The organism is Amycolatopsis marina (assembly GCF_900111885.1).
Taxonomy (GTDB): Bacteria; Actinomycetota; Actinomycetes; order Mycobacteriales; family Pseudonocardiaceae; genus Amycolatopsis; species Amycolatopsis marina.
In genome coordinates this window covers 1-23,814 of sequence record NZ_FOKG01000002.1, presented here as the reverse complement: position 1 = coordinate 23,814, position 23,814 = coordinate 1, and the positions used below count along the sequence as shown (strand labels likewise).

20 protein-coding genes, 1 pseudogene and 1 riboswitch are annotated in these 23,814 nt (G+C 68.8%); of the genes and pseudogenes, 6 read left to right on the top strand and 15 right to left on the bottom strand.

Going from position 1 to position 23,814, the window contains the following annotated elements:
• The 9 genes and pseudogenes from BM199_RS35145 to BM199_RS04225 form a co-directional block, all read right to left on the bottom strand.
• A pseudogene (locus tag BM199_RS35145) lies at nucleotides 1-332 on the bottom strand (lipoyl synthase); the annotation flags it as partial.
• A gap of 101 nt (nucleotides 333-433) precedes the next feature.
• Nucleotides 434-1,720 (bottom strand): serine hydroxymethyltransferase, encoded by a 1,287-nt coding sequence (gene glyA / locus BM199_RS04260; protein ID WP_091669890.1) that lies wholly within the window; start codon nucleotides 1,718-1,720, stop codon nucleotides 434-436.
• A 2-nt stretch (nucleotides 1,721-1,722) separates the two neighbouring features.
• Complete coding sequence (gene gcvH, locus BM199_RS04255) at nucleotides 1,723-2,100, bottom strand: glycine cleavage system protein GcvH (RefSeq protein WP_091669887.1); 378 nt, start codon at nucleotides 2,098-2,100, stop codon at nucleotides 1,723-1,725.
• A gap of 22 nt (nucleotides 2,101-2,122) precedes the next feature.
• Nucleotides 2,123-3,256 (bottom strand): glycine cleavage system aminomethyltransferase GcvT, encoded by a 1,134-nt coding sequence (gene gcvT / locus BM199_RS04250; RefSeq protein ID WP_091669884.1) that lies wholly within the window; start codon nucleotides 3,254-3,256, stop codon nucleotides 2,123-2,125.
• Nucleotides 3,257-3,288: 32 nt separating this feature from the next.
• Complete coding sequence (gene gcvP, locus BM199_RS04245) at nucleotides 3,289-6,273, bottom strand: aminomethyl-transferring glycine dehydrogenase (protein WP_091669882.1); 2,985 nt, start codon at nucleotides 6,271-6,273, stop codon at nucleotides 3,289-3,291.
• Between the two features lie 82 nt (nucleotides 6,274-6,355).
• Nucleotides 6,356-6,453, bottom strand: a riboswitch (glycine riboswitch).
• A 40-nt stretch (nucleotides 6,454-6,493) separates the two neighbouring features.
• On the bottom strand, nucleotides 6,494-7,258 hold the full coding sequence (locus BM199_RS04240) for a 3-oxoacyl-ACP reductase (protein ID WP_091669879.1): 765 nt from the start codon (nucleotides 7,256-7,258) through the stop codon (nucleotides 6,494-6,496).
• A gap of 33 nt (nucleotides 7,259-7,291) precedes the next feature.
• A complete protein-coding gene (locus BM199_RS04235; RefSeq protein WP_091669877.1) occupies nucleotides 7,292-8,674 on the bottom strand; it encodes an aldehyde dehydrogenase family protein in 1,383 nt (460 codons plus the stop codon).
• The gene (locus tag BM199_RS04230; protein ID WP_091670798.1) at nucleotides 8,671-9,399 is read right to left on the bottom strand and encodes a gamma-glutamyl-gamma-aminobutyrate hydrolase family protein; all 729 of its coding nucleotides are present in this window, start codon (nucleotides 9,397-9,399) and stop codon (nucleotides 8,671-8,673) included. The genes BM199_RS04235 and BM199_RS04230 overlap by 4 nt, the downstream gene beginning before the upstream one ends.
• Nucleotides 9,380-10,744: a glutamine synthetase family protein gene (locus tag BM199_RS04225; RefSeq protein ID WP_091670801.1), complete on the bottom strand. Its 1,365-nt coding sequence runs from the start codon at nucleotides 10,742-10,744 to the stop codon at nucleotides 9,380-9,382. The genes BM199_RS04230 and BM199_RS04225 overlap by 20 nt, the downstream gene beginning before the upstream one ends.
• 248 nt (nucleotides 10,745-10,992) lie before the next feature.
• Here BM199_RS04225 and eat point away from each other — a divergent pair, with 248 nt between their 5' ends.
• The gene (eat, locus tag BM199_RS04220) at nucleotides 10,993-12,474 is read left to right on the top strand and encodes an ethanolamine permease (protein ID WP_091669875.1); all 1,482 of its coding nucleotides are present in this window, start codon (nucleotides 10,993-10,995) and stop codon (nucleotides 12,472-12,474) included.
• Nucleotides 12,475-12,496: 22 nt separating this feature from the next.
• Here eat and BM199_RS04215 read toward each other — a convergent pair whose 3' ends face one another.
• On the bottom strand, nucleotides 12,497-13,678 hold the full coding sequence (locus BM199_RS04215; protein ID WP_091669873.1) for a cytochrome P450: 1,182 nt from the start codon (nucleotides 13,676-13,678) through the stop codon (nucleotides 12,497-12,499).
• A gap of 133 nt (nucleotides 13,679-13,811) precedes the next feature.
• Nucleotides 13,812-14,024: a ferredoxin gene (locus BM199_RS04210; RefSeq protein WP_245788151.1), complete on the bottom strand. Its 213-nt coding sequence runs from the start codon at nucleotides 14,022-14,024 to the stop codon at nucleotides 13,812-13,814.
• 163 nt (nucleotides 14,025-14,187) lie between these two features.
• Here BM199_RS04210 and BM199_RS04205 point away from each other — a divergent pair, with 163 nt between their 5' ends.
• Nucleotides 14,188-14,598: a secondary thiamine-phosphate synthase enzyme YjbQ gene (locus BM199_RS04205; protein ID WP_091669870.1), complete on the top strand. Its 411-nt coding sequence runs from the start codon at nucleotides 14,188-14,190 to the stop codon at nucleotides 14,596-14,598.
• A gap of 17 nt (nucleotides 14,599-14,615) precedes the next feature.
• Here BM199_RS04205 and BM199_RS04200 read toward each other — a convergent pair whose 3' ends face one another.
• A complete protein-coding gene (locus tag BM199_RS04200) occupies nucleotides 14,616-15,680 on the bottom strand; it encodes a YhgE/Pip domain-containing protein (RefSeq protein WP_245788150.1) in 1,065 nt (354 codons plus the stop codon).
• Nucleotides 15,681-15,805: 125 nt separating this feature from the next.
• Here BM199_RS04200 and BM199_RS04195 point away from each other — a divergent pair, with 125 nt between their 5' ends.
• Nucleotides 15,806-16,507: an HAD family hydrolase gene (locus tag BM199_RS04195; RefSeq protein WP_091670793.1), complete on the top strand. Its 702-nt coding sequence runs from the start codon at nucleotides 15,806-15,808 to the stop codon at nucleotides 16,505-16,507.
• Nucleotides 16,508-16,517: 10 nt separating this feature from the next.
• Here BM199_RS04195 and BM199_RS04190 read toward each other — a convergent pair whose 3' ends face one another.
• Nucleotides 16,518-18,266, bottom strand: coding sequence for a proline--tRNA ligase (locus BM199_RS04190; protein WP_091669868.1), 1,749 nt, complete (start codon nucleotides 18,264-18,266; stop codon nucleotides 16,518-16,520).
• A 164-nt stretch (nucleotides 18,267-18,430) separates the two neighbouring features.
• Here BM199_RS04190 and yaaA point away from each other — a divergent pair, with 164 nt between their 5' ends.
• Nucleotides 18,431-19,174, top strand: coding sequence for a peroxide stress protein YaaA (gene yaaA, locus BM199_RS04185; protein WP_091670791.1), 744 nt, complete (start codon nucleotides 18,431-18,433; stop codon nucleotides 19,172-19,174).
• Here the strand turns inward: yaaA and BM199_RS04180 are convergent.
• Nucleotides 19,161-20,276: an NAD(P)/FAD-dependent oxidoreductase gene (locus BM199_RS04180; RefSeq protein WP_091669865.1), complete on the bottom strand. Its 1,116-nt coding sequence runs from the start codon at nucleotides 20,274-20,276 to the stop codon at nucleotides 19,161-19,163. The genes yaaA and BM199_RS04180 overlap by 14 nt on opposite strands.
• A gap of 170 nt (nucleotides 20,277-20,446) precedes the next feature.
• On the opposite strand from BM199_RS04180, the gene BM199_RS04175 reads away from it, so the two are divergent.
• Complete coding sequence (locus tag BM199_RS04175) at nucleotides 20,447-21,934, top strand: trypsin-like serine protease (protein ID WP_245788149.1); 1,488 nt, start codon at nucleotides 20,447-20,449, stop codon at nucleotides 21,932-21,934.
• A 180-nt stretch (nucleotides 21,935-22,114) separates the two neighbouring features.
• Here the strand turns inward: BM199_RS04175 and BM199_RS04170 are convergent, their stop codons facing one another.
• Nucleotides 22,115-22,543 carry a pyridoxamine 5'-phosphate oxidase family protein gene (locus tag BM199_RS04170; RefSeq protein WP_091669862.1) on the bottom strand — a complete coding sequence of 143 codons (429 nt, stop codon included), beginning with the start codon at nucleotides 22,541-22,543 and terminating at the stop codon, nucleotides 22,115-22,117.
• Nucleotides 22,544-22,624: 81 nt separating this feature from the next.
• On the opposite strand from BM199_RS04170, the gene BM199_RS04165 reads away from it, so the two are divergent.
• Complete coding sequence (locus tag BM199_RS04165; protein ID WP_091669859.1) at nucleotides 22,625-23,611, top strand: AraC family transcriptional regulator; 987 nt, start codon at nucleotides 22,625-22,627, stop codon at nucleotides 23,609-23,611.
• Nucleotides 23,612-23,814 lie beyond the last annotated feature (203 nt).

The following is a 23,814-nucleotide window of genomic DNA, read 5'->3' as shown; positions in this document are numbered from 1 at the left end:
ACCGTCGAATACCGCAGACCCATCGCCCGCACACTCTCCGCGACCTTCCGCGGCTCCTCACGATCCAACTCCGCCGGACGACCCGTATCGATCTGACAGAAATCACACCGCCGCGTGCACTGATCCCCACCAATCAGGAACGTCGCCTCCCGATCCTCCCAACACTCATAAATATTCGGGCACCCAGCCTCCTCACACACCGTGTGCAGACCCTCCCGACGCACCAACCCCTTCAACTCCGTGAACTCCGGCCCCATCCGCACCCGAGTCCGAATCCACGACGGCTTCTTCTCAATCGGCGTCTCACTGTTACGAACCTCAAGCCGCAACAACTTCCGACCATCAGGGGCGGTGCTTTTCGCCTCACTCGCCGGCGGGGCTGCACCGCACTCATTGCCGTACCCAAGTTGGTCCCGGAGCCGGTCGCGTGCGTTCATGTCAGCCCCGCATACAGCGGATGCTTGCGCGCCAGCACCTCGACGCGTGTCCGCAGGTCCTTCTCGGTCTCGGCGTCGATCTCGGGCCGCAGCGCGAGTGCGATGATGTCGGCGACCTCCGCGAAGTCCTCAGCCTCGAAACCGCGGGTGGCCAGCGCGGGGGTGCCGATGCGCAGCCCGGAGGTGACCATCGGCGGGCGCGGGTCGAAGGGCACCGCGTTGCGGTTGACGGTGATCCCGACGGAGTGCAGCCGGTCCTCCGCCTGCTTTCCGTCCAGTGTGGAGTTCACCAGGTCGACCAGCACCAGGTGCACGTCGGTGCCACCGGTCAGCACCCGGACCCCGGCGGACGCGCAGTCCTCCTGGGACAGCCGCTCGGCCAGGGTGCGGGCGCCGTCGAGCACCCGCTGCTGGCGCTCGCGGAACTCCTCGCTCGCCGCGATCTTCAGCGCGACGGCCTTGGCCGCGATCACGTGCTCCAACGGGCCACCCTGCTGTCCGGGAAACACCGCGGAGTTGATCTTCTTCGCGAGTTCCTGTTTGGACAGAATGATCCCGCCACGCGGACCACCGAGCGTCTTGTGCGTCGTGGTGGTGACGACGTCGGCATGCGGCACCGGGCTGGGGTGCAGTCCGGCAGCCACGAGGCCGGCGAAGTGCGCCATGTCGACCATCAGCTTCGCGTCCACCGAGTCGGCGATACGGCGGAACTCGGCGAAGTCGAGCTGGCGCGGGTAGGCCGACCAGCCCGCGATGATCAGCTTCGGCCGGTGCTCGGTGGCGAGCCGCTCGATCTCGGCCATGTCGACCCGCCCGGTCTCGCCGTCCACGTGGTAGGCGACGACGTTGTAGAGCTTGCCGGAGAAGTTGATCCGCATGCCGTGGGTCAGGTGCCCGCCGTGGGCCAGGTCGAGCCCGAGGATGGTGTCGCCGGGCTCCAGCATCGCGACCATGGCGGCGGCGTTGGCCTGCGCGCCGGAGTGCGGCTGCACGTTGGCGTGCTCGGCGCCGAACAACTCCTTCGCCCTGTCGATCGCCAACTGCTCGACGACGTCGACGTGCTCACACCCGCCGTAGTAGCGGCGGCCCGGATAGCCCTCGGCGTACTTGTTGGTCAGTACCGACCCCTGCGCCTCTAGTACGCCGACCGGCGCGAAGTTCTCCGAGGCGATCATCTCCAGCGTGGACTGCTGCCGGTCCAGCTCGGCAGCCACCGCCTTGGCGACCTCGGGGTCCACAGTGGCCAGGTCAGCGGTGAACGACGATTCGTTGACAGCCGTCATGCTCAGCCCTCCTCGCTGATCAGTGCGGAGTACGCCTGCGCGTCCAGCAGCTCGGGCACGGTGTCCACCTTGACCTTGAACAGCCAGCCCGCGTCGTAGGGATCGGAATTCACCGTTTCGGGTGAGTCTGTGACGGCCTCGTTGATCTCCACGACCTCACCGCTCACCGGCGCGAAGAGCTCGCTGACCGATTTGGTCGACTCGATCTCGCCGCACTCCTCGCCCGCGGTGATCGTGTCGCCGACGGCGGGCAGCTGGACGAACACGATGTCACCGAGCGATTCGCCGGCGAAGGCGGTGATGCCCACCGTCGCCACGCCGTCCGCCAGGTTCAGCCACTCGTGTTCCTTGGTGTAGCTCAGGTTCTCGGGAATGCTCATGAATGTCTCCGTATCTGGCGGATCAGGCGGAACGCTTGTAGAAGGGCGGCGCGACGACCTCGACAGATTCGACGCGGCCCCGGATGTCGACGTACAGAGTGCCACCCGGCTCCCGGTGCGCCGGATCGACGTAGGCCATCGCGATGGGGTAGCCGAGTGTCGGCGAGAGGGCACCGCTGGTGACCTCGCCGATCTCCGTGGCGTCCGCGCCCGAACCGTCGAGGAGCCGGTATCCGTGCCGGGGTGCGCGCCTGCCGCTGCCCTGCAGTCCGATCAGAACGCGCTCGGCGGGCCGTTCGGCCAGTTCGTCGCGGTGCTTCTCCAACGCGGCCCTGCCGACGAAGTCACCCGGCTTCTCGAACTTCACCAGCCGCCCCATCCCGGCCTCGAACGGCGTCAGCCGCACGGTGAGTTCGTTGCCGTACAACGGCATTCCCGCTTCCAGCCGCAGCGTGTCCCGGCAGGCCAGTCCCGCGGGCAGCAGGCCGTGCCGCTGTCCCGCCTCGGTGAGCAGGCGCCAGACGTCGGCCGCTTCGGCCGGGGGCACGTACAGCTCGAAGCCGTCCTCACCGGTGTATCCGGTACGGGCGAGCAGCAGCTCGTGCCCGCGCACCACGGCGGGGGCGGCGGCGTAGTACCTCAGGTCGGGCAGCCCGCCGTCGAGCTCGATCGAGTCGAGCACGTTGCCGACGATCTCGGGCGAACTCGGACCCTGCACGGCGATCAGCGCGAACTCCGCCGACCGGTCGTCGACCTCGGCGGAGAAGCCGTGCGCCCGGTCACGCAGTTCGGCGGCCACCACGGCGGCGTTGCCCGCGTTGGCCACCACCAGGAAACGCTGCTCGGCCAGGCGGTACACCACGAGGTCGTCCAGGACCCCGCCGGTGCTGTGGCAGAGCATCGTGTAGCGGGCCCTGCCGACCTTGACGCCGGACAGGTTGCCGATCATGGCGTAGTCGAGGGCGAGCGCGGCCTCCGGACCCCGCACCTCGATCTCGCCCATGTGCGAGAGGTCGAACAGGCCCGCGGCCTCGCGGACCGCCTTGTGCTCGGCCAGCTCACTGGAGTAGCGCACCGGCATGGACCAGCCGGCGAAGTCGGTGAACGAGGCGCCGAGCTCGGCGTGGACCTCGTGCAGCGGAGACTGGGTGCTCATTGCGAACCCTTTCGGTGGTCGTCGGCTGCGGGTCAGCTGTCGTATGCCTCGACGGGCGGGCAGGAGCAGACGAGGTTGCGGTCACCGCGGGCACCGTCGATCCGCCGCACCGGCGGCCAGTACTTGCCCTTGGCCCGGACACCGGACGGGTAGGCGGCGAGCCTGCGGTCGTAGGCCTGCTCCCACTCCCCCGCGAGCATCTCGGCCGTGTGCGGGGCACCGCGCAGCGGACTGTCCTCGACGGACCAGCGTCCCTCGGCCACCGCGTCGATCTCGTGCCGGATCGCGATCATGGCGTCGCAGAAGCGATCGATCTCGCCGACGTCCTCGCTCTCGGTCGGCTCGACCATGAACGTCCCCGCCACCGGGAACGACATGGTGGGCGCGTGGAAGCCGTAGTCGATGAGGCGCTTGGCCACGTCGTCCACGGTCACGCCGGTCTGCTTGGTCAGCCCGCGCAGGTCGATGATGCACTCATGGGCGACAAGCCCGTTCTGCCCGGTGAACAGCACCGGGTAGTGCGCCCGCAGCCGGGCCGCGACGTAGTTGGCGGCGAGCACCGCGACCTTGGTCGCCGAGGTCAGCCCGGCAGCGCCCATCATCCGCACGTAGGCCCAGGAGATCGGCAGGATCGACGCCGACCCGAAAGGGGCCCCGGCGATGGGACCAATGCCGCCCACCCGTCGCCCACCGCCACCCTCAACGGAGGCGCTCCGCGCCGCCTCCCCGGTGCCCGCACCGGGGAGCAGCGGGTGGCTGGGCAGGTACGGCGCGAGGTGCGCGCGAACCGCGACCGGGCCGACGCCCGGCCCGCCCCCGCCGTGTGGGATGCAGAAGGTCTTGTGCAGGTTCAGGTGCGAGACGTCGCCACCGAACTCACCGGGCTTCGCGACGCCGAGCAACGCGTTCAGGTTCGCGCCGTCGACGTATACCTGCCCGCCGCCGTCGTGCACGATCTGGGCGATCTCGGTAACCCCGTGCTCGTACACCCCGTGCGTCGAGGGGTAGGTGATCATGATCGCGGAGAGGGTGGTGGCGTGCTCGCGCACCTTCGCCCGCAGGTCGTCGAGGTCGATGTCGCCGTCGGAGGTGCACGCGACGACCACCACACGCATCCCGGCAAGCACCGCGGAGGCCGCGTTCGTGCCGTGCGCCGAGGACGGAATCAGGCAGACGTCCCGCTCGGACTCGCCGCCCGCCTGGTGATACGCGGTGATGGCGAGCAGGCCGGCCAGTTCACCCTGGCTGCCCGCGTTGGGCTGCAGCGACACCGTGTCGTACCCGGTGACCTCGGCCAGCCAACTGCTCAGCTGACCGATCAGGGTCCGGTACCCGGCCGCGTCCTCCGCCGGGGCGAATGGGTGCAGTCCGGCGAACTCCGGCCAACTGATCGGCTCCATCTCGCTGGCGGCGTTGAGCTTCATCGTGCAGGAGCCGAGCGGGATCATCCCCCGGTCGAGCGCGTAGTCGAGGTCGGCGAGCCCCCGCAGGTAGCGGAGCATCGCGGTCTCGGAGCGGTGCGCGCGGAACACCTCGTGGTCGAGGTAGCCGCCCTCGCGGGACAGACCCTCCGGCAGCGCGTCACCCTCGGCCTGTCCAAGGTTGTCGTTCTCGGCCGCGCCGAAGGCCCGCAAGACCGCGCGCAGCGTCTCCGGCCTGGTCACCTCGTCGCAGGCGATGCGGACGTGGTCCGCGCCGTCGAGACCGAGGTTGATCCCTTCGCGGCGGGCGGCGGCGGCGATTTCGGCCGCCCTGCCCGGCACGTGGGCCAGCACGGTGTCGAAGAAGCCGGTCGCGCCGGTTCCGTCGTGCACCAGCTCGATGCCCGCTCCGCGCAGGCCCTCGGCAAGCGACACCGCCAGCGCGTGCACCCTGCCCGCGATCTGCCGCAGACCGTCCGGCCCGTGGTAGACGGCGTACATCGCGGCGAGCACCGCCGGCAGCACCTGGGCGGTACAGATGTTGGAGGTGGCCTTCTCCCTGCGGATGTGCTGCTCCCGGGTCTGCAGGGCCAGCCGGTAGGCGGGCGCGCCGTCGGCGTCCACCGAGACGCCGACCAGCCTGCCCGGCAGGGACCGCTCCAGGCCGGAGCGCACGGCGAGGTAACCGGCGTGCGGACCGCCGTAGCCGAGCGGGACGCCGAAGCGCTGCGTCGTTCCCGCGACGAGGTCGGCGCCGAAGTCGCCCGGCGCGGTGACCATCGTGAGGGCCAGCAGGTCGGCCGCGGCACAGTAGAGCGCACCCGATTCCTTGGCCACGGCGCCGAGATTCCGGTAGAACTCCGGCTCGCGCAGCACCCCCGAGGCACCCGGGTACTGCACGACCACCCCGAAGCAGCCCTGCTCGCCCAGTCCTTCGGCGAGGTCGCGGACGTCGACCTCGATACCGACGGCCTTGGCACGCGTCTCGACGACCGCGATCGTCTGGGGCAGGCACTCTGCGTCGAGCACCACGCGATGGGACTTCGACTTCGACACCCGGCGCATCAGCAACACGGCCTCGGCGACGGCGGTCGACTCGTCCAGCAGCGAGGCGTTGGCTGTGGTCAGCCCGGTGAGGTCGGAGACCATGGTCTGGAAGTTCAGCAGCGCTTCGAGCCTGCCCTGCGAGATCTCCGGTTGATACGGGGTGTACGCGGTGTACCAAGCGGGATTCTCGAGCACGTTCCGGCGGATCACCGCGGGAGTGACTGTGTCGTGGTAACCGAGGCCGATCATCTGCGTCATCGGCCGGTTGTCCGCCGCGATCCGGCGCAACTCGGCAGTGGCCTCTTCCTCGGACGCGGCCGAGGGCAAATCCAGCTCGTCGTCGATCCGGATGCCGGCGGGGACCGCCGCCTCGATCAACCCGTCGAGACTGCCGTACCCGCACTCCGCCAGCATCTTGGCCAGCTCGGGTTCCGACGGCCCGATGTGCCGGGACGCGAAAGAGTCTCGAGATTCGTGGGACACGGGAGCTCCTCTTGTCGCACGCGAGCGGGCGAACCCGGCCGCGCTTGGGAACTCCCCCTCTGTCATGGCACCTGAGAGTTTCACCACGGTTGATCCGCGGCTTTCACCTTGGGTGAGGCGCGAGTTACGCCTGCTTTCCAGAGTGGCCTGGCCTGAAGCGGTAGTTGTACCTGAGAGATTGGCGGGGAGTTTGCTCCTTCGGTGCCCCGCACGCTCTCGCGTCGGGGACTCTCCCGCTCCGGCTCATACAGCCCTGTATGCAGTTGTCGGTCTACCGGTACTCAGCTTATAGGGGAGTAACGTACGCGCCGGAGATGCCACCGTCTACCAGGAACTGCGACGCCGTGATGAACGACGCGTCGTCGCTGGCGAGGAAGGCCACCGCCGCGGCGAGTTCCTCCGGCTGGGCGAACCGGCCGAGCGGGACGTGGACCAGGCGCCGGGCCGCACGCTCGGGATCCTTGGCGAACAGCTCCTCCAGCAGCGGTGTGTTGACCGGTCCGGGACAGAGGGCGTTCACCCGGATCCCCTCCCTGGCGAACTGCACCCCGAGCTCGCGGCTCATCGACAGCACCCCGCCCTTCGACGCCGTGTAGGAGATCTGCGAGGTGGCCGCGCCCATCACCGCGACGAACGACGCGGTGTTGATGATGGAACCCTTCCCCTGCCGCCGCATGTGCGGGATCGCGTACTTGCAGCAGAGGTAGACGGACGTGAGGTTGACCTGCTGCACCCGCTGCCAGGCCTCCAGGCCGGTGGTCAGGATGGAGTCGTCCTCCGGCGGGGAGATCCCCGCGTTGTTGAAGGCGACGTCGACCGAGCCGAACGTGTCGACGGCGGCCTGGAACAGCGCCTCCACCTCGGACTCGCTGGTGACGTCGGTACGCACGAACTCGCCGCCGACCTCGTCCGCGGCGGCCTTGCCCGCCGCGGTGTCGACGTCGGCGATGACGACCTTCGCCCCCTCCTCCGCCAGCCTGCGCGCCGAGGCGAGGCCGATCCCGCTGCCGCCGCCGGTGATCACGGCAACCCTGCCGGTGAATCGCTGCATGTCCTTGCTCCCCTTGGTTCTCGATGCCGGGTACTACTTCTCGGACTCAGGCACTGCGATAAAGACGTTCTTGGTCTCGGTGAATGCCGCGACGGCGTCAGGGCCGAGTTCTCGGCCGAGACCGGATTGCTTGAAGCCGCCGAAGGGTGTCCAGTAGCGCACCGAGGCGTGGGAGTTGACCGAGAGGTTGCCTGCCTCCACGGCCCGCGACACCCGCAGTGCCCGCCCCACGTCCGAGGTCCAGATCGAGCCGGAAAGGCCGTACTCGGTGTCGTTCGCCATCGCCACCGCCTCCGCCTCGGTCTCGAACGGCAACACGGCGACGATCGGGCCGAAGATCTCGTCGGTGGCCAGCGGATCCTGGGCCGAGGACGGAGTCACCACCGTCGGCGGGAACCAGAACCCTTGCCCTTCCGGAGCGCTGCCCCGGAAGGCGACCGGCGTGTCGCCGTCCACATAGGAGGTCACCTTCTCCCGGTGCGCCGCGGAGATCAGTGGCCCCATCTCGGTCTCGGTCGAACCGGGGTTCCCGACCACGACCCCACGGACCGCGGGCTCGAGCAGTTCCATGAACCGGTCATAGACCGACGCCTGCACGAGGATTCGGGAGCGGGCGCAACAGTCCTGTCCCGCGTTGTCGAAGACGCCGTAGGGCGCGGTCGCCGCGGCCTGTTCGAGGTCGGCGTCGGCGAAGACGACATTGGCGTTCTTCCCGCCGAGTTCCAGGGTCACCCGCTTAACCCGCGCCGCACAACCGGCCATGATCTGCTTGCCGACCTCGGTCGAGCCGGTGAACACGACCTTGCGGACACCGGGGTGGTCGACGAAGCGCTGTCCCACGACCGATCCCTTGCCCGGCAGCACCTGGAACACATCCTCCGGAATGCCCGCCTCGCGCGCCAGTTCGGCCAGCCGCATCGCGGTCAACGGAGTGAGCTCGGCAGGTTTCAGCACCACCGTGTTGCCCGCCGCGAGAGCCGGTGCGAAACCCCAGCCCGCGATGGGCATGGGGAAGTTCCACGGCACGATCACACCCACCACCCCGAGCGGTTCGGCGAAGGTGACGTTCACCCCGCCCGGCACGGGGATCTGCTGGCCGATCAGGCGTTCCGGCGCGGCGGAGTAGTAGTTGAGGACATCGCGGACGTTGCCTGCCTCCCAGCGGGCGTTGCCGATGGTGTGCCCTGAGTTACGCACCTCCAGCTGTGCGAGGTTCTCCAGGTCGCCGTCCACGGCCTCGGCGAAACGGCGCAGCAGCCGGGCCCGGTCGCCGGGAGCCACCGTCCGCCAGGACCTGCCCGCCGCGACGGCCCGCTCGATCGCCGCGTCGGTCTCGGCCGCCGAGGTCAGTGCGACGCGCTCCAGCACCTCCTCGGTAGCCGGGTTGACGACGTCGAACACGGTCGTCGGGTTCATGACTCTCCTCCGCTTTTCTTGGTCGCGGCTTCGACGAGCGCGCCGAACAGCCGCAGGTCGGCGCTGTCCTGCTCCGGATGCCACTGCACGCCGAGCACGAACCGCTCGCCGGGCAGCTCCAGCGCCTCGATCGTGCCGTCGGCCGCCCAGCCGACCGCCTGGAGACCGTCGCCGAGGGTGGCCACGGCCTGGTGGTGGTAGCACCGGCAGGCGGTCTCGGTGCCGAGGACGGCTGCGGCCCTGCTGGCTGCTGCCAGTGTGACGACGGTGTCACCGAAGACGGCGACCTCGGGCTGGTGCGCCACCGTGCCGGTGACCTCGGGCAGGTGTTGCACCAGCGTGCCGCCCAGCACCACGTTGAGCACCTCCATGCCCCTGCAGACACCGAGGACCGGGATCGTCCCACTGAGCGCGGCCTCGGCCAGCGCGAACTCAGCGGCGTCCCGGTCCGGTCTGGTCACCGTCGTGGCGTGCGCCTCGCTGCCGTACCGCCTCGGTTCGATGTCGGCGCCGCCGGTGAGCACCAGCCCGTCCAGCAACGGGAGCAGCTCACCGTGCGCGTCTCCGGCCGGGGGCAGGAGCACGGGCACGCCTCCAGCCCGGACCACCGAGTCCACATAAGACCGATGCAGTACCGCCGCGTCGACGTCCCAGACCCCGAACCGGGTCCGCTCGGCGTAGGTGGTCAGGCCGATGACCGGCCGGTCAGAGCCGCTCGAAACCACGGACACGCTCCCAGTCGGTGACGGCGGCGTCGAAGGCCGAGAGTTCCACCCGCGCCGCGTTGAGGTAGTGGCGCACCACGTCCTCGCCGAAGGCCACACGGGCGAGGTCGCTGTCCGCCAGCAGCTGCGCGGATTCCCGCAGCGTCGTGGGCACCGTCGGCTTGCCGGACGTGTAGGCGTTGCCGGACAGCTCCGGCTCCAGTTCCAGTTCGTTGTCGATGCCGTGCAGGCCGGAGGCGATCAGTGCGGCAACGGCGAGATACGGGTTGACGTCGCCCCCCGGCACGCGGTTCTCCGTCCGCAGCGAGTCTCCGTGCCCGATGACGCGCAGGGCGCAGGTGCGGTTGTCCGTGCCCCAGGCGACCGTGGTCGGCGCGAAGCTGCCCGGAACGAAGCGTTTGTAGGAGTTGATGTTCGGGGCGAAAAAGTAGGTGAACTCACGCAGGCAGGCGAGCTGGCCCGCGAGGAAGTGCCGCATCATCGGGGAGAACCCGCCGGCCTCCTCCCCCGCGAGCACCGGCTGCCCTTCGGTGGAACGCAGGCTGACGTGGATGTGGCAGGAGTTCCCCTCGCGATGGTCGTACTTCGCCATGAAGGTCAGGCTCTTGCCGTCCTGCGCAGCGATCTCCTTGGCTCCCGACTTGTAGATGACGTGGTTGTCGCAGGTGGCCAGCGCGCGGTCGTAGCGGAAGGCGATCTCGTGCTGCCCTGGATTGCACTCGCCCTTCACCGACTCCACATACATGCCCGCACCGGTCATCGCGTTGCGAATGCGGCGCAGCAGCGGTTCCAGCCGGGCCGTGCCCATCATCGAATAGTCCACATTGTACTGATTTGCCGCGGTCAGTCCGCGGTACCCCGCGTTCCACGCCTCTTCGTAGGAGTCGTCGAAGACGATGAACTCCAGTTCGGTGCCGACGAAGGCCTCGAGCCCCCGCTCGGCCAACCGATCGAGCTGACGGCGCAGCACCTGCCTCGGGGACACGGGCACGTCACCGCCCTGCACCCACTCGATGTCGCAGAGGACCATCGCGGTGCCCTCCTGCCATGGCACGAGACGCAGCGAGCCGAGATCCGGCCGGAGCACGAAGTCGCCGTAGCCGCGCTCCCACGAGGACATGTCGTAGCCGTCCACGGTGTTCATGTCGACGTCGACGGCGAGCAGGTAGTTGCAGGCCTCTGTCGCGTACGCGACAACCTCGTCCAGGAAGTACTCCGCCGAGCAGCGCTTGCCCTGCAGTCGCCCCTGCATATCGGTCATGGCCACCAGCACCGTGTCCACCACCCGATCGGCGACGAGCTGGCGCAGCCGCTCCAGGGTGAGCATTCCGGCTCTGTCTGCCATCTCGACATCCTTCCGCGTCAGCGCCACTCGGGGTCCCGGCCGCCACAGGCTGTCGGCTGGGTCGTACACAAGTCTCAAAGGCTCAAACTTAGACCATTGAACCTAGCCGCCTGGTTGGTCGCTTGACAAGAGCTGTCGTCTGGACAACCCTCTGAGAACCTCAAAGGACTGGCGAGCGACCCATTGATGTCCGATGGCGGGAATCAGCAGACATCGGTGGTCGCCCGGAAACCAATCAGGGAGTTTCCATGTCCGACAGTAACGCCGCGGACCGCGCGACCAACAGATCGAGCCACAAACCCCACCTATCGGTCGAGTACAGCCAGGTGGGCGCCGACTACCTGCGGCAGCGCCAACTCAAGCGAGGAGCGGCCGGCTGGCTGCTGCTGGCCGGTCTCGGTGTCTCCTACGTCATCTCCGGTGACTTCGCCGGCTGGAACTTCGGCCTGGAGAAGGGCGGCTGGGGTGGTCTGCTGGTCGCCACGGTGCTGATGGCGGTCATGTACAGCTGCATGGTCTTCGGGCTCGCCGAGATGTCCTCCGCCCTGCCCGTCGCGGGGGCGGGCTACGGCTTCGCCAGACGGGCGCTCGGTCCACTCGGCGGTTTCGCCACCGGGACGGCGATCCTGATCGAGTACTCCATCGCACCGGCAGCGATCTCGATCTTCATCGGCGGATACGTGGAAACGCTCGGCCTGTTCGGACTCACCAACAGCTGGCCGGTCTACCTGGTCTGCTACCTGGTCTTCGTCGGAATCCATCTGCGGGGAGCAGGCGAGGCGCTGCGGATCATGTTCGCGATCACCGCGGTGGCCGTGCTGGCACTGATCGCCTTCGTGGTGGGCATGGTGCCCAAGTTCTCCGTTGACAAACTGTTCGACATCCCGGCCACCGATGCCGTCGGCGCGAGCAGTTTCCTGCCGTTCGGCATCACCGGCGTACTGGCCGCACTGGTCTACGGAATCTGGTTCTTCCTCGCGGTGGAAGGGGTACCGCTGGCAGCGGAGGAGGCCCGTGACCCGAAGCGGGACATGCCGAAGGGCATCATCGTCGCCATGGCGGCCCTGGTCGTGTTCGCCGCGCTCATCCTGGTGACCGCCCCCGGCGGAGCGGGGTCGCAGGCGATCGCCACCTCCGACAACCCGCTGCCGGAGGCTGTCCGCGCTGCCTACGGCGGAGACAACCTGCTCGCCCAGGTCATCAACTACGTCGGCCTGGCCGGGCTGGTGGCGAGCTTCTTCTCGATCATCTACGCCTACTCCCGCCAACTGTTCGCCCTGTCCAGGGCCGGGTACCTCCCCCGCTGGCTGTCCAGGACCGGCAAGCGCAAGACGCCCTACCTCGCGCTCATCGTGCCCGGCACCATCGGCTTCCTGCTGGCGACCGCGACGGGGGACGGTGCACTGCTGATCAACGTGGCGGTGTTCGGCGCCACGGTGTCGTATGTGCTGCTGAACCTCTCACACATCGTGCTGCGGTTCCGCGAACCCGGACTGGAGCGCCCGTACCGGACCCCCGGTGGCATCGCGACGACCTCGGTGGCACTGGTGCTGGCCGTCGCCGCGGTGATCGCGACGTTCCTGGTGGACATGCTCGCGGCGGGTGTGACGGCGGCGATCTTCCTGGCCTTCCTCGCCTATTTCTGGTTCTACAGCAGACACCGTCTGGTCGCCAAGGCACCCGAGGAGGAGTTCGCGGTGATCGAGCGGGCCGAGTCAGAACTCGGTTGAGCAATGCAAGCGATGTTCCGGTTCAGCCGAGAATCACCCGGAGTTCGCGTGGACGCTTCAGCAGCGGAGCCTCGATACGGTCCCACGTCGCGGCCGGGCTCAGCCGCATGTTCGGGTAGCGGTCGAGCAAGGCGTCGATCGCCTTGATGACTTCGATCCGGGTCAACGGCGCTCCCATACAGGCATGAACGCCTCGTCCGAACGCCAGATGAGAGGCGGCGCCCACTCGGTCCGGGCGGTACTCCCGGGCATCAACACCCCATGTCTCCTCGTCGTGGTTGGCCGACTGCAGACTCAGAAACACCTTGCTTCCCGCATCGACCGGGCAACCGCCGATCTCGGTGTCCTCTTTGGCCGTCCGAAGGACGAACTGCAGGGGAGTGTCGAGGCGCAGACTTTCCTCGATGGCGTTCGGCAGCAACGACCGGTCATTCACCAGCCGTTCCCACTGACCGGACTCCAGCAGCCGGTACACGGTGTTCACGATGAGGCTCCGGGTGGTGTCCGTTCCCGCACCCACGAGTTGGAAGAGATGCGTGATCACCTCTCCCGCGGTCAGCTCGCTCTCACCCTCCCGCGCATGGACTAAGCCGTCGATGACGTCACCGGATCCCGGCTCGCCAGAGCGTCGCTGCTCGACGACCTCGTTCAGCAATGTCATCAGCTCCTGCATCTCCGGCAGATCCGCGATCGGCTCCGGCACGGTCGCCAGAATCACGTCGGTCCACTGCTGAATTCGGCCCCAGTGCTCCTTCGGCAGTCCCATGAACGCGAACAGGACCTTCGCCGGAATGAACCGGACGTAGGCGTCGTACAGCTCGACCTCGCCCTCGTCGGGCAACGCTGCGAGGGATTGCTCGACGATCGCTTCGACCTCCGGGGTCAGCTGACGCAACCGACGGGGCGCGAACCAGCGCAGCAGCCTGGTGCGCAACTCCGTGTGCTCCGGCGCGTCCAGCTCGGTGATGAGCGCGACCGGCATGTCGAGCTCGCCCTCGATAACGAAGTTTCCTTTGGCGGAGTAGACATCGGTCTGTACCAGCACGTCCCGAACGTCGGTGTCCCGGACCAGCGTGGCGAAATCGCCCTTGGGCAAGCTCACCGGGCATTGGGTGCGAGCCGCCGCGAGCCGATCGTCCGGGTCGCTCAGGTGCTGGGGACTCAAGGGATTGAACGGCAGCTGATCGAGCTGTCCTTCTGACATCGCATACCTCCGTGACTCGATGAACGACTCGGGCACGGACCGGTTGTCGGCAACCGATCCCAAAGCGTGTGGAACCCGGTTTCGCCGACCAACGCTCACGAACGCGCGATCGGTGGCACCGGTGGCAAGGCCGTCAGGGGGAGGTTGTCGTCCTCAGCGCCACGACAGGACACACCCGCACCGCTTCCTTCGCATGAAGCTCCTGTCCGACCGGGACAATCTCCTGCAGCACGTGGAGTTTGCCGCTGTCATCCAGTTCGAAAATTTCTGGCGCCGCCCCGGTACAGAGCCCATGTCCCTCGCACCTATCGAAATCAACCTGCACACGCAACGGCGACAGGAACATGGCCAGACCTCCGCATCACTCGACGTAGCGGTAACGCATCTCCGTCTCCGCCGCGGATCTGAGGAGACGAAGGAACTGTAGAAACAGCGCGCAACCCGCGACCGAAGCGAGATCGACCACGGCGGCGGTCGCGTGGTGGTGACACCGTGGTTACCGTGGAGACATGCACTCCACGGAGATCGAGGTCCACACCGGGCGCACCGCCGTCGTGCACGATCTGACCAAGGACGCGGAGCGCTTCCTCGGCGACAGCGGCGCGGGCGACGGGTTGCTCCACGTCTGGGTGCCGCACGCCACCGCGGGGCTGGCGATCCTCGAAACCGGCGCGGGCAGCGACGGCGACCTCCTGACGGCACTGGACGAACTACTGCCGAGGGACGACCGCTGGCGGCACCAGCACGGCACCCACGGCCACGGCCGCGACCACGTGCTGCCGGCGCTGGTGCCGCCCTACGCCAGCGTTCCCGTGCTCGACGGCAGGCTGGCGCTGGGCACCTGGCAGTCGGTATGCCTGGTGGACACCAATGTGGACAATCCGGTGCGGAAGGTCCGCTTCAGCTTCCTCGAGGGCTGAGCCTTCGAACGCGAGCGTCAGCTCACCGCCGATTCCCGCGCGGCCGATGCCGTGGTCCGCTCACTTCCGGTCGGATCGGACGTACCCGTTCGCCGCGTGGGCCACAGCGCGATCATGAGTCCCACGGCGAGCATTCCCGCGAGCACCCAGACACCCGTCGCCACGTCCGGTGCGTCCGGGGCGCCGGCCAGCAGGCTGCGCAGTCCCTCGGTGCTGAACCGGAACGGGGTCCACGACCACAGCAGCGTCCGGTAGGCGGGATCGAGCATCTCCGGCACCTGACCCGCGACCGCCGGAGCCACGAGGTAGAGCGGACCGAGCAGGGCCATCGCGCGAAGTCCGAGCAGCCGGAGCAGCCCGGCCTGCAGTGCGGCGAAACCCGCGGCGGTGAGCGCGAGGAAGCCGAGCACATCCCAGCCCAGCGGCAGGCTGGAGTCCCACAGTGCGAGGAATCCGGCGAGGACCGCGGTCATCAGCACGGTGACGCCGCTGATCTGCAGCAGCCGCGCTCCCGCGCCCGGCCGGACCGAACCACGGGCGGCCAGCAGCGTGAGCACGGCTCCCGCGACAAGGCAGCCGACCCAGGCCAGCGCGCTGAGCCCGAGTGGAGCCGCCCGCACGACCGAACTCGTGGGGTGCAGGGTTTCCACCTGGACCGGAGCGGCGGCCCCCTGGCCCATGGCTGCGGTCAAGGACTGCGCGGCGCCGGTGAGCACCTGCTGCGCGACCTGGGTGCCACTCGGGTTGATCGCCCCGGACACGACGACTGTCGCGGTCGGCCCCTGCTGCCCGCCGCTCAGCTCCAGTACGCCGTAGACCTCCTTGTCCCCCAGCAGCACCCTGCCCTGCTCAGGGGTCGTGACCTGCCAGCTCACCTGCTCACCGCCGTGGCCGGCGACCTGCTCGGCGGCCGCCCGCAACGGCCCCGACTCGGGTGCGGCGACGGCGAGCGGCACGCCGTCGGGACCGGCGGTCGCCTGCGCCCCGAAGGTGAGGAAGCCCAGGACCACGGCCACGAGCACGCCGGCGATCGAGGCCAGGATCGCGATTGCCGACGGTCGGCGCGGAATCCGTTCGGACATGACTGCTCCCTTATTTCTGCACACGTTGAATTATGTGCACAGAATAAGTTCACGGCGAGCCAGAAGTCAACGGGCGTTGAATAAATCGGCTGGGGGTCCGGTAGCCTCGCAGCGTGGACGACGTGATGCGCTCCCCCGGCAGGCTCGTGCTGTGGGATATCGACCTGACCCTGGTGGAACTGCGTGGTCTCGGCGGCGGCTGGTACGCACAGGCACTCGCCGACGTGGCCGGGGTGGCCCTGCGTGAGGTGCCGACCTTCCCCGGCAGGACCGAACGGGCGATCACCATGGAGGTGCTGGCCGCGCACGCCATCGAGGCGACCGACGAGATCGTCCAGCGGATGTGGGAACGGCTGGTGGCCCTCTCGACCGAAGCCCGGCCGACACTCGCCCAGCGGGGCAGGGCGCTACCGGGAGCGGCCGCGGCCCTCGATGCGATGGCCGGTCAGGCCTGCATCGTCCAGACGCTGGTGACCGGGAATCTGCCGGAGATCGCCATGCACAAGCTGTCCGCGTTCGAGTTGCACACCCACCTGGACTTCGACATCGGCGGCTACGGCTCGCTGTCCGCGCAGCGACCGGAACTCGTCGCCCACGCGATGCGCCGTGCCGAGGCGAAACACGGCAACCCGTACGCGCCGGAGTCCGTTGTGGTCATCGGCGACACCCCGCACGACGTCGACGCGGCGCTGCACCACGGCGCGGTCGCCATCGGTGTGGCGACGGGCAGGCACAGCGAGCGGGAGCTGCGTGATTCCGGCGCGCACGTCGTGTTCACGGACCTGTCGGACACCGCCGCCGTGCTGGCGGCGGTGCTCGGCAGGTGAGCGGTCCGGACTAGCGCCCGGTCAGCGACACCAGGTGCTCGACGATCTCGTCCACGGCGATCTCGGTACGGTCGCCGGACGCGCGGTCCTTGACCTCGACGACGCCCTTGGCCAGCCCCCGGCCGACCACCAGGATCGTCGGCACGCCGATCAGCTCGGCGTCGGCGAACTTCACCCCCGGTGTGGCCTTGCGGTCGTCGAGCAGCACCCGCACGCCCCGCTCCGAGAGCTCGGCGGAGATCCGCTCGGCTCCCTCGGCCACGGCCTCGTCCTTGCCCGCGATGACCACGTGCACGTCGGCGGGCGCCACGGCGCGTGGCCAGACGATGCCGAGCTCGTCGTGGCTCTGCTCGGCGATGGCGGCGACGAGCCGGGAGACGCCGACCCCGTAGGAACCCATCGTGATGCGGATGGGCTTGGAGTCGGCGCCGAGCGCGTCGACCTCGAACGCGTCGGTGTACTTGCGGCCGAGCTGGAAGATGTGCCCGATCTCGATGCCGCGAGCGGCCACCAGTGTGCCTTCGCCGTCGGGCGAGGGGTCGCCCTCGCGCACCTCGGCGGCCTCGATCGTGCCGTCCGGGGTGAAGTCGCGACCGCACAACAGATCGACCATGTGGTGGTCGGCCTTGTCCGCTCCGGTGACCCACGCCGTGCCGGGCACGACGCGCGGATCGACGAGGTAGCGGACCCCGTTGTCCTGCAGTGCCTTCGGGCCGATGTAGCCCTTGATCAGGAACGGGTTCGCGGTGAAGTCGGCTTCCTCGAGCAGGCTGACCTCGGCCGGTTCGACCGAAGCCTCCAGCCGCTTCAGGTCGACCTCGCGGTCACCGGGGAGGCCGATGGCGAGCAGCTGCCACTCCTTCTCCCCCGGCGCGCGGGTCTTGACCAGCACGTTCTTCAGGGTGTCGGCGGCGGTGAAGGTGCGGTCGAGGCCTGCGGCGTTCAGGAAGTCCACCAGCGTCTCGATGGTGGGGGTGTTCGGCGTGTGGTGCACCTGCGCGTCGGACCTGCCCTCGACGGGCTGCTTCGGCGGGGCGGGGGTGGTGACGGCCTCGACGTTGGCCGCGTAGCCCGACTCGGTGCTGCGGACGTAGGTGTCCTCACCGGTCGGGGCCACCGCGAGGAACTCCTCCGAGGCCGAGCCGCCCATCGCGCCCGAGGTCGCGGCCACGACCACGTAGTCGAGGCCGAGCCGGTCGAAGATCTTGATGTAGGCCTCGCGGTGCAGCTGGTACGAGCGCTCCAGCCCCGCGTCGTCGAGATCGAAGGAGTAGGAGTCCTTCATGACGAACTCGCGGCCCCGCAGGATGCCGGCGCGGGGACGCGCCTCGTCCCGGTACTTCGTCTGGATCTGGTACAGCACGACCGGGTAGTCCTTGTAGGAGCTGAACTCGCCCTTCACGGTGAGCGCGAAGAGCTCCTCGTGCGTCGGGCCGAGCAGGTAGTCCGCACCCTTGCGGTCCTTCAGCCGGAACAGGCTCGCGCCGTACTCCGTCCAGCGGCCGGTCGCCTCGTACGGCTCCTTCGGCAGCAGCGCGGGGAACTGGATCTCCTGGCCGCCGATGGCGTCCATCTCCTCGCGCACGACCGTCTCGATGTTGCGCAGCACCCGCAGGCCCAGCGGCAACCAGGAGTACCCGCCCGGCGCGACGCGGCGGACGTAGCCTGCGCGGACCAGCAGCCGGTGGCTCGGTACTTCGGCGTCGGCCGGATCCTCGCGCAGTGTGCGGAGGAACAGCGACGACATCCTGGTGATCACTTCTGTGCTCCTAGGGGGCGAACCCGACATAGACGTTTCGCGCAGCGTAGTCAACCGCTGCCGTCCCGTTCCACCCGGTTGTCGAGCGCCCGGTTCCGTCGGTGCCCACAGAGATCGGCCCCGCCCCCACCTCGGCCGAACAACCGGCGGATACCCTGCTTGTCGTGCTGGTCCTGCTGCCTCCCTCGGAAACCAAGGCCGCCGGTGGCGACGGACCGCCGGTGGACCTGGAGAACCTGTTCCTGCCCGAGCTGAACCCGGTGCGCGCCAAACTGGGTGACGCGCTCGTGGATCTCGCCCGTGACGTGCCCGCGAGTCTCGACGCACTGGACATCTCGCGGCGACAGGAGCACGAGGTCGCACGGAACGCCGAGCTGTGGTCATCGCCGACCGTCCCGGCGCTGCTCCGGTACACGGGCGTGCTCTACGACGCGCTGGACGTGGCCGGATTCCGGCGCGCCCAGCTGGCCAGGGCACAGCAACGTCTCGCGGTGGCCTCCGCGCTGTTCGGAGTGGTGCGGGGCGACGACCTGATTCCGGCCTACCGGCTCTCCGGCGGAAGCGCGCTGCCCGCGGTCGCGTCGTTGCGCGGACTCTGGCGACCCGCGCTGGAGCCCGCGCTGGCCACGATCGACGAACTGGTGGTGGACCTGCGGTCCGGTACGTACGCCTCGCTCGCCCGGACACCGGGATCCGTGACCGTGCGCGTGGTCACCGAGGACGCCACGGGCGCACGGAAGACGGTGAGCCACCACAACAAGGCCTACAAGGGCAGGCTTGCCGCGGTACTGGCGACGGTGCCGCGCGAGCCGTCCACTGTGGGCGGCCTGGTGTCGGCGGCTCGCCGGGCAGGGCTGACGGTGGAGCGCACCGGCGAGCGGGAGCTGGAACTGCTCACCGGCTTGTGATCCGTTCGGGACGCAGTGGGCCGAGATCCAGCGGAGCCGCGGTGCCTGTTAGCTCGGTCGCGGCGAGCAGGCCCGCGTACGGCCCCAGCGTCAGTCCGGAGGGTCCGAAGCCGCTGACCACATAGACCTCGGGATGACTGTCCAGGGGACCGAGCAACGGGGCACCGTCCGCCGAGAGCGGCCGGAAGCCCACTCTCGTTTCCAGCAGGGTCGCCTCGGCCAGGCCCGGCGCCACCGTGAGGGCGTGCTCCAGCACCTCCCGCTGCCCGGCGGCGGTGATCCGGTGATCGAACCCTGCGCCGGTCTCCCTGGTGGCGCCCGCCACGACCCGCGAGCCGGGGAAAGCCAGCATGTAGTGACTGGACACCGGAAGCACGACGGGCCAGGCGGCGGTGTCGACGTCCGGCACGGCGAAGTGGCTGATCTGCCCCCGCTGTGGGGACATCGCGAGCCGGACACCGAGCGGTGCCACCAGCGCCGGGCTCCACGCGCCCGCGGCGACCACCACGCCATCGGCGCCGAGGGAGCGGCCCGCCACCTCGACACCACCAACCCGTCCGCCGGCCTCCCGCAGGTGCGCGACCCCCTCGTGGAAGACGGCACCATGTCCGGCGGCCGCCCCGAGCAGCGCCCGACGCAGCACACGGCCGTCCACCCGGCCTGCCCCGGTGATATGCACCGCACCGAGTCCGGGAGCGAGCGGCGGGAACAACTCGCGAGCCTCGCCGGGGTCGAGGCGGCGCACCGTTCCGGCGTACGGGCTCAGCCTCGCTCTCGCCGCGATGCGCTGCTGGGCTTCGGCCAGCTCGTCCGCGTCGGCGGAAACGACCATGCCTCCGGCGATCTCGAACGAGCATCCCTGGCCGCTGTCCTCCTCCAACTGCCCCACCAGGTCCCGGTAGTGGACGGCGGCGCGTTCCGCGAGGTCGTACAGGGCACCGTCGAGCCCGCGGGAGGTCCACGGGCTGACGATGCCCGCGCCCGCGTCGGTGGCGCGTCCTGGATGGACGGCGTCCACGATGACGACCTCCACGCCCGCCCTGGCGAGGTGGTAGGCGGCACTGGCTCCGGCGATACCGCTGCCGATCACGATCACACGCATAAAGGCCACTCTGCCATCGCCTGCGGATAAATGAGTATCGCTACGGGTCAGAACCTCGGTTGTTCCGGCCGTCAGAGCGGCTGACAGTAACGGGATGCGACTCGGTTTCGTGCCGATCACCGCAATTTCCCCTGCCACGAGACAACTTTCCAGCACGGAAAGGAACCACCGTGAACACAGCACGCCGACTGGGGCTGCTGGCGATCGCGACCACGATGATCGCCATGCCCCTCACGACCGGCACCGCCGCAGCCGAACCCGAAGCGCCCCCGCTGGAAGCTGTCGCACCGACGGACGAGGCACAACTACCGGACGACTTCTCCGCCCAGTACTACAACGGCGAGGACAGTTCTGTCGCGGAGTTCCCGTTCATCATCGCCGGGCTGCGCACGCCGGGCGCGCGGCCGCAGGGGCAGTCCTGTACGGGCTCGGTGATCGCACCGCGCAAGATTCTCACCGCCGCACACTGCAAGGACGCCGACGGAGAGAAGAGTTACCTGTACGGCCTCGATGATCTCAACGAAGGGGGCGGGACGAGGCTGGAGGTGGAAAGCTATGTCCAGCACCCGAAGTACGTGAACTTCGACCAGGGCTACGACGTCGCCGTGGTGACGACGAAGCAGGACATTCCGGTGCCGAACGGGCAGTACGCGGAGTTCGCGACCTCGGACCCGAAGTACGCCGACCTCAACGAGCCGGGAAAGACCGGCGTCGGAGTCGGGTACGGGAAGAAGACCCACAACGACTCCCCGGCGGACGTCACGGTCGACAAGGCACGTCTGCCCATTGTGGATGGTTCACGGGAGTGCACCGGCGTCGGAGCGGGCTTCAAGCAAGCCACCATGGTGTGTTCCGGTTACTCCGACGGGCGCACGACGATCCTTCCTGGCGACAGCGGCGGACCGCTGATCGTGGACGGCGTCGTGGTCGGCGTCGGATCCTGGAGCCGCAGCGACTTCAGGTGGTACAGCATCTACGGTCGGCTGAACAACGACATGGGCGACTGGGTCAAGCAGCAGGTCGGCGAACAGCCGCCGGGTGAGGGTGAGTTTTCGTTGTCGGTGGTGCCGGGTTCGGTGGAGGTGGTGCCGGGTGGGTATGTGTCGGCGACGGTGTCCACGACCGCGGGGGAGGCCGGTGCCGAGGACATCGCGCTGACCGCGTCGGGACTGCCCAGTGGCGCCGAAGCGGTATTGCAGCCGGCCACGGTGACCGCGGGGAAGACCGCGAAACTCACGCTGAAAACCAGCAGCAGCACCCCCGCCGGGACGAGCACGGTCACGGTGACCGGCACCGCCGAGTCCGGCACCAACACCACCCCGCTACGCCTGACCGTCGGCGACGGCGGCGAACAACCCGGCGACCTGACCCTCACCCTGTCACCGGCATCGGGCACCGTGGCACAGGGATTCTTCGCCCAGACCCGCGTCACCGCCACCGGCGGCGACGGCCCCTACACCCTCACCGCGACCGGAGCCCCCGCCACCATCCAGTTCTCCCCCACCACCATCAGCGACGGCCACACCAGCACCGCCTACATCTGGACCAACTTCCACACCACACCCGGCACCTACCCCATCACCATCACCGCCACCGACAGCAAAGGAACCACCACCACCGCCACCTACACCCTCACCGTCACCACGTTCGGCACCTAACCCACACACAACAACACCCCAGGAGCCGGTGGCGCGGACACCCGCACCACCGGCCCCGCCGACGCCCAAGGCCCCGACTTGGCACACCCAACAGGCGAGTCTGCAGATCCGCGGCCCGAATTTGCAGTTCGCGGGTGATCGCGACAGCCGACCGCGCACCTGAACAGGTTGTCGTCGAGGTCAATACACAAAACGACTTACGGTCTCCGGGTGGATGACGAGACGGACCTGGTCTGTGGCCAGGATTCCGGCGAGGTCGGCGGCGCGGGCTGGGTCGTCGAGGTCCCAGTAGCGAGCGGCCAGGCGGGCACACAGGTCATGTGCTCCGTCAGGTTCCACCGTGGTGCGGCCTGCGACTGACAGCCAGCGCTCGCGTTCGCCCACTGGGGCGGCGACGACGATCGAGGCACGGGGGTCGTGCCGTAGGTGCCGCACCTTGAGCGATTCCGGGTCGGTGAACAGTTGGATCGTGTCCTCGGCAGTTGCCTCGAACCACACCGGCCGGGGCTGTGGTGGCAGTGGTCCCCCGGCCATGGACAGGAACCCGTGCAGGGGGCGTCGCAGGAACTCGAGGTCATGGGTGGTCAGCGAACTGACGCCGTTGCTCATGACACCGATTGAACACGTCCGACTTGGACGAGCCCATAGGTAAAGCGCCGGATTGCCTGTGTATTCGTCTAAACTCGCTGGGTGGACGCGTTCAGTGACCTGATTCGCGGGGTACGAGCCCACGGATCGTTGTTCAGCAGCTCCATCCTGTCCCCGCCCTGGGCCCTGCACTTCGTGGACGGTGCGCCGCTAACCCTGTGTACCGTCCTCAAAGGGGCGGGCTGGATCGTGCCGGCGCACCGTCCGCCCGAGCCGCTTCGCGCCCGCGAAACCATCATTGTGCGCGGCCCCGCGACGTTCACCTTCGTCGACGAGGTCGGCACTCATGCTGAACCCATCGCGTGCGGGGAACTCTGCGCGACACCCGAGCAGGGCGGGACCCGGCACCGGCGCGGCTGGAACGACCGTGGCGCGGACACCGGTGACGGCCGCGCCGCCACGACGCTGATCGTCGGCGCCTATCCCGTGCGCGGCGAGATCAGCCGCCGACTGCTGGACGCGCTGCCTGTCGTGCTGCGTGTGGATGACGGGGGCACGGCCGATCCTGTCCTGGACCACCTCGCCGCCGAGGTCGCCGTCGACACGCCGGGCCAGCAGGTCGTACTCGACCGGCTGCTGGACTGGATGCTGGTGTGCACGTTGCGCGAGTGGTTCGACCGACCGGGTGGTGAACCCCCGGCATGGTGGGCCGCCCAGCGAGACCCGGTGGTCGGCGACGCGCTGCGACTGTTGCACGCCGAACCGGCAGCACCGTGGACGGTCGCCACGCTGGCCGAGCGCACCGCGGTGTCGCGTTCGACACTGGCGAAGCGGTTCGCCGACCTGGTCGGCGAACCGCCGCTGACCTACCTCACCCGCTGGCGCATGACGCTCGCGGCGGACCTACTGGTCGAGCAGGAGTCCGCAACCGTCGCGGATGTCGCCCGCGCCGTGGGCTACTCCGACCCGTTCGGGTTCAGTGCAGCGTTCAAACGGATCCGAGGCACCAACCCCAGCGAGTTCCGGCGCACCGCGACCATTGCCTCCCGGGCCGAGTCGCCCGTTCCAGCTCGAACCGCCCCCGTATGAGCTGATCGGACATCCGAATCGACGATGGAGACTCGTGGTTCGCCCGTCGGATCTGCAGACTCGCCTGTCGGATCTGCAGACTCGGCCGTTGGATCTGTTAGGTCGGCGGGGGCCGGTGGTGCGGGTGTCCGCGCCACCGGCTCCTGGGGTGTTGTTGTGTGTGGGTTAGGTGCCGAACGTGGTGACGGTGAGGGTGTAGGTGG